The following is a 5,612-nucleotide window of genomic DNA, read 5'->3' as shown; positions in this document are numbered from 1 at the left end:
GCGCCACATCAGGTTCGCCATGCAGGCAGGCGACCGGGCGGCGACCCTGACGCAGCGCCTGCTGGCTTTCGCCCGGCGCCAGCCGCTGGCGCCGACCAGCCTGAACCTCAACGCGCTGGTCGGCGGCATGCAGGAGCTGCTCCAGCGCTCGGTCGGCGAGGCGATCCAGGTCGAAGCCGTCCTGGCCGGCGGTCTCTGGCGCACCTGGGCGGACGCCAATCAGGTGGAGAACGGCCTGCTCAACCTTGCGATCAACGCCCGCGACGCCATGCCGTCGGGCGGCAAGCTGACCATAGAGACCGCCAACAGCCACCTGGACGATGCCTATGTCAGCGGGCAGCTGGGACTTCAACCGGGGCAATACGTGCTGCTGTCGGTCACGGATACCGGTTCGGGCATGCCGCACGACGTCCTGAACCGGGCGTTCGAACCGTTCTACACGACCAAGCCGATCGGCCAGGGAACCGGCTTGGGCCTCAGCCAGCTCTATGGTTTCGCACGCCAGTCCGGCGGCCATGTCGCGATCTATTCGGAAGAAGGGCACGGCACGACCGTCAAGCTGTACCTTCCCCGCCACCACGGCATCCTGGAGACGGCGGATGCCGTGCCCGCGCTGCCGGAGCCGGCCACCGCCAACGAGGGCGAAACCATCCTGGTGGTGGAGGACGAAGGTCTTGTCCGCATGCTGATGGTGCAGACGCTGGAGGACAAGGGCTACCGGGTGATCGAAGCGCACGACGCCCAGGCTGCCATGCGGATACTGGAATCCGAAATGAAGGTCGACCTGCTGGCGACCGATGTCGGGCTACCCGGCATGAACGGCCGGCAACTGGCGGAAGCCGCACGGGCCTTGCGGCCGAACCTGAGCGTGCTGTTCCTGACCGGATATGCCCACAACGCGGCGCTCGGCGACGAGCCGCTGGGTCCCCGCACCCAACTGATCAGCAAGCCCTTCGCGGTGAAGACCCTGCTGACGAAGATCCGCACCATGCTGGAGGGTGCCTCGGGTTAGGCCGGTCAGACGCTCGCGGGTTTCCACTTCCCCGGCAACTGATCCGCCGCCTCGACCATTCCCAGGTCGCGGAGGAAGGCTTGGCGATGGCGCACCATGCGGCTGGCGATGGCGGCCTCCGCAACGCTGCCACCCAGGAGCTTGCCGTCGGGACCGCGCAGATGTTCGACCACGCTGTCGAGCAGCGCGCCGTCCGCTTCGGGACATTTGCGGTCGAGCGGGTGGTCGCGCTTCAGCTCGAACAGCAGGCGTTCCACCAGCACGGTCCGGCAGCCCTCGCCCGCACCGCGCTGGATCAGATCCCCGACCTTGGCCAAGTTGGGGTTGAGCCGCGCCGGATCGCTGCGGCCATGGAGGAAATCGGCCAGCGCGCAGAGCGATTCCGCCAGGTTGGCGTGGGAGCCCAGCAGGTCCTTGACCATCTCGGGAGTTACCAGCGCATCGGCGATCACGCCTTCGAACAGGGATACCAGTTCGGAGTCCATGTCCTCGGTGATCATCTGCAGCAGCATCTCCATCTTGCCGCCGATCGATCCGTAGCCCATCAGGTACTGGCCCAGCAGGCAGAGCATCGTGAAGGCATAGTCGTCGGGTCCGACATGGGCATGGATGCGGCGGCTGACATGGTCGAGATTGGCCTTGTCGAAACGCGGCAGCCGGCGGCGCTCGGCATAGAAGTCCCTGGCCCTCGTCATGCCCTTGTGGATCAGGCCCTCGATGTGGCGGATGCGGTCCTTGGCCGGCATGTTGAATTCGTTCGCCTGCGCCATCGCGACCTGACTGGCTGCCGTGCTCATCATGTTGCCGGACTCGGACAGCTTCCGCAGATAGGTCCAGTTGTGCAGCAACTCGGTCGCGGTGACCTGATACTTGTCGAGGAACAGGCGGAAGAGCCGGCCCATGATCATGCGGCTCTCGAGCGTATAGAGGTCGGCCGGCTCCTCGCAGACCACCGACCGCTCGACCCGGCCCTTGACCACCATCGCCTTCTCCTTGACGGGCGCCCGGGCCTCGTGAAGGATCTCCGTCCGCGTCGTGAAGCCGGTCAGCATGGTGCGGTTGCGCACCACCCTGATTTCCTCGTTTCCCGGCTCGGACAGCAGCCGGCGGCCGATCGCTATCGCATCCTCCTCTTCCGGAACGATGCAATGGATCAGCCAGCGGCCTTCATGGCAGACCAAAGTCTCATAACTGAACTGACGATTCTTGACCATGCATCCTACCCACCAGACCGTCCGGCATGACGTTCGCTGCGAAGACTATTGAATAGTGGGATTATTTTCGGAAGCGTTAACGAGACACTACCGCATACATGGTTCTTCAGAATCTTTCCATTCCAGGCAAAGACAAGGTCGTGATGCGGACGCCGTCAGCCCGCCTGATCCGCCGGTACCACGAAGCTGTCCAGCACCTTCTTGATGCCCGACTGCTCGAACTCGATCTCCAGCTTGTCGCCGTCCGAAGCGCGGACCGTTCCGTAGCCGAACTTCTGGTGGAAAACGCGGGCGCCGCGCGTGAACGCCTTGTCCGGACGCCCGCGCGGCGCCACTTCGAAGGCGCTGCCCTCGATCACCGGCCCGGGTGCCTGACGCTGCGGCCGGGGCTTGAACCCGCCTCCGCCGAAGCCGCCTCCCCCGCCGAAGCCGCCGAAACCTTGCTGCGGCGCCGACGACAGACCGACCGCCGCTTCCGCGTCGATATGCTCTTCGGGAAGCTCGGAGACGAACCGCGACGGGATCGCGGTGACCCACGATCCATGCATCCTGCGGTTCGCCGCGTGGCTGACATGGGCGCGAAGGCGCGCGCGGGTCAGGCCGACATAGGCCAGCCGCCGTTCCTCCTCCAGACCGGCTATGCCGGTATCGTCCATCGACCGCTGGCTCGGGAACAATCCGTCTTCCCAGCCGGGCAGGAAGACGTAGTCGAACTCCAGCCCCTTGGCGCCGTGCAGGGTCATGACGCTGACCATCTCGCTGCCGCTTGCTTCGGCATTGTCCATGACGAGGCTGACATGCTCCAGAAAGCCGGCCAGGTTCTCGAACTCGCCCAGGGCGACGATCAGTTCCTTCAGGTTCTCCAGCCGTCCCGGAGCTTCCGGCGTCTTGTCCGCTTTCCACATGTCGGTATAGCCGGATTCGTCCAGCACCGTCTGGACGACTTCGGTATGCGGCCGGGTCGCCAGCAGCATCCGCCAGCGGTCGAAGTCCGTCATCAGGTTGCGCAGGGTGACCCGCATCTTGGGCTTCAGCTCGTCGGTATCGACGAGCAGCCACGTCGCCTCGGTCAGCGGGATGCCGCGCGCGCGGGCAAGCTGATAGAACTGCTGGATGGTCGCGGGTCCGACGCCGCGTTTAGGGGTATTGATGATCCGCTCGAACGCGAGATCGTCGTCCGGCTGGACCATTATCCGCAGGTAAGCCATCGCATCGCGGATTTCCTGACGCTCGTAGAAGCGCGGTCCGCCGATCACCCGGTACGGCATGCCCAGCGTGATGAACCGTTCCTCGAACTCGCGGGTCTGGAAGCCGGCGCGGACCAGCACCGCGATCTGGCTCAGCGAGACCTTGGCGCGCTGGAGCGCCTCGATCTCCTCGCCGATCCAGCGGGCTTCCTCCTCGCCGTCCCACAGCGCGCGAACCTTGACCGGCTCGCCCTGGACCGCCTGGGTCCACAGCGTCTTGCCTAGCCGGCCCTGGTTGTTGGAGATGACTCCGGCGGCCGCCGCCAGGATATGCCCGGTCGAGCGGTAGTTCTGCTCAAGGCGAATGATCTTGGCGCCGGGAAAATCCGTTTCAAAACGAAGAATATTTCCGACCTCTGCGCCACGCCAACCATATATCGACTGATCATCGTCGCCGACACAGCAGATGTTTTTATGTTTTTGCGCCAGAAGCCTCAGCCATAAGTACTGAGAGACGTTTGTGTCCTGGTATTCGTCCACCAGCAAATAACGGAAGCGCTGCTGATATTCAAGCAATACATCTGGATTGCTTTGGAACAGGGTGATGTTATGCAGCAGCAGGTCGCCGAAGTCGCAGGCGTTCAGGCTGGCAAGGCGCTCCTGATAGGCGCGGTAGAGCTGGACGACCTTGCCGCCGGCCATGTCGCCGCCGTCTTCCCGCTTCAGCTTGTCCGGCGTCAGGGCGCGGTCCTTCCAGCGCTCGATGACGCTCAGGACGGCGCGCGCCGGCCACTTCTTGTCGTCGATGCCCTCGGCCTTCAGCAATTGCTTGATCAGCCGGATCTGGTCGTCGCTGTCCAGGATCGTGAAGTTGCTCTTCAATCCGACCAGTTCGGCATGCCGGCGCAGGATACGGGCTGCCAGCGCGTGGAAGGTCCCCATCCACCAGCCCTCGGTCGGAGCGCCGATCAGAGCCCCGACCCGGTCGCGCATCTCGCGCGCCGCCTTGTTGGTGAAGGTGACCGCCAGCATCTGGAACGGCGATGCCCGCCGTGTCATCAGAAGGTGGGCGAGCCTTGTCGTCAGCACGCGGGTCTTGCCGGTGCCGGCCCCCGCCAGCACCAGCACGGGACCGTCGAGCGTTTCGACCGCCTCGCGCTGAACCTCGTTCAGGCCGGACAAATAGGGGTAACGCTGCGCGGCCGGCATCGCCGAAGGGGCGGGAGCGGGCACGGCATCGTTCAGCGGGTCGTCATAATGGAACGGATCGGACATGGGCAGGACTATACTCCGCCGGCGAGGGGAGATTAAAGGCTTGTTCAGACAGGACGCTTATCAAGGTGGATGCAGGCGGAAGGTGCCGCCACTTTGTTATCAAAAGGGGTGCGTCGCTCTCGACCGGACACCGCGACGCGTGATAGAACATAAATTGAAAGCCTGACCGGAGCCGCACATGCCGTCCTTGCGCCTGGATGACGACCAAACGATTCAAGCCATCGGGATTCTCGCCGACGTTCTGGATCGCTTCAGCGGAGTGACTTCGCTGGAATGTACGCTGGTTTCCAAAGCCCTGCGGCAGGTCCAGCAGACCCGCTCCCAGATCGGCATGGATTTCGCCTCGCGAGCCTTCGCGACCCTGGAACCGGAGATCCGCCGCCAGATCGCCGACGATGCGACCGATGCCGCGATGGAAGCGACCGGCGAACTGAAGCTGCCGAAGCTCCGCGCGCCTCGCCCCATCAACCCGGCGCCGACCGGCCTGCTGGGCGCCATCAACAATCGCGGCGCATCGAGGAACCGCAAGCCGTCCTGAGCGGGACGGTGCCTCCGTGCTCCGATATCAGGTGGAACTACTGCCGGAGTCTTCCGCCACCACGCGATTGCGGCCGGTGCGCTTGGCGGCGTAGAGCCCGGCATCGGCGCGCCTGATCAGCTCCCCCACCGGTTCGCCCGGAACGTAGCGGGCCACGCCCACCGACAGGGTGATGGTGCCGAGCGTGATGTTCTTCGACCGGTTGACCACCCGCTTCGACGCGACGGCGGTACGGATCTGTTCCGCCACGCGCACCGCGTCGGAGATGCGGACGCCCGGCAGGAGGACCGCGAACTCTTCCCCGCCATAGCGGACCGCCGTGTCGGACGACCGGATGCATTCCTTCACGGTACGCGCCACCAGCGCCAGCACATGGTCGCCGATCG

Annotated in this window: 5 protein-coding genes; 2 read left to right on the top strand and 3 right to left on the bottom strand. The window is 64.8% G+C overall.

Annotated features, from left to right (window positions below; all coding sequences use genetic code 11):
• The coding region (locus AC5JJ6_RS39140; protein WP_496047224.1) for an ATP-binding protein at window positions 1-1,012 on the top strand (1,012 nt) is incomplete at its 5' end.
• Between the two features lie 5 nt (window positions 1,013-1,017).
• Here AC5JJ6_RS39140 and AC5JJ6_RS39135 read toward each other — a convergent pair.
• Both AC5JJ6_RS39135 and AC5JJ6_RS39130 read right to left on the bottom strand, forming a co-directional pair.
• Window positions 1,018-2,226, bottom strand: a complete 1,209-nt coding sequence (locus AC5JJ6_RS39135) for a hypothetical protein (RefSeq protein WP_496047223.1) — start codon at window positions 2,224-2,226, stop codon at window positions 1,018-1,020.
• 155 nt (window positions 2,227-2,381) lie between these two features.
• A complete protein-coding gene (locus tag AC5JJ6_RS39130) occupies window positions 2,382-4,688 on the bottom strand; it encodes an ATP-dependent helicase (RefSeq protein WP_496047222.1) in 2,307 nt (768 codons plus the stop codon).
• Window positions 4,689-4,866: 178 nt separating this feature from the next.
• Here AC5JJ6_RS39130 and AC5JJ6_RS39125 point away from each other — a divergent pair, with 178 nt between their 5' ends.
• Window positions 4,867-5,226: a hypothetical protein gene (locus tag AC5JJ6_RS39125; protein ID WP_496047221.1), complete on the top strand. Its 360-nt coding sequence runs from the start codon at window positions 4,867-4,869 to the stop codon at window positions 5,224-5,226.
• A gap of 27 nt (window positions 5,227-5,253) precedes the next feature.
• Here AC5JJ6_RS39125 and AC5JJ6_RS39120 read toward each other — a convergent pair.
• On the bottom strand, window positions 5,254-5,612 hold a 359-nt coding region (locus tag AC5JJ6_RS39120), incomplete at its 5' end, for a GGDEF domain-containing protein (protein WP_496047220.1).

The organism is Skermanella sp. (assembly GCF_059503625.1).
Note: the sequence above shows the minus strand (reverse complement) of the source record. Positions and strands in the feature narration are given on the sequence as shown.

Excerpts from the sequence above, each read along its gene's own strand:
- AC5JJ6_RS39135 (WP_496047223.1), bottom strand. The coding sequence starts at position 2,226 with ATGGTCAAGAATCGTCAGTTCAGTTATGAGACTTTGGTCTGCCATGAA.
- AC5JJ6_RS39130 (WP_496047222.1), bottom strand. The coding sequence starts at position 4,688 with ATGTCCGATCCGTTCCATTATGACGACCCGCTGAACGATGCCGTGCCC.
- AC5JJ6_RS39125 (WP_496047221.1), top strand. The coding sequence starts at position 4,867 with ATGCCGTCCTTGCGCCTGGATGACGACCAAACGATTCAAGCCATCGGG.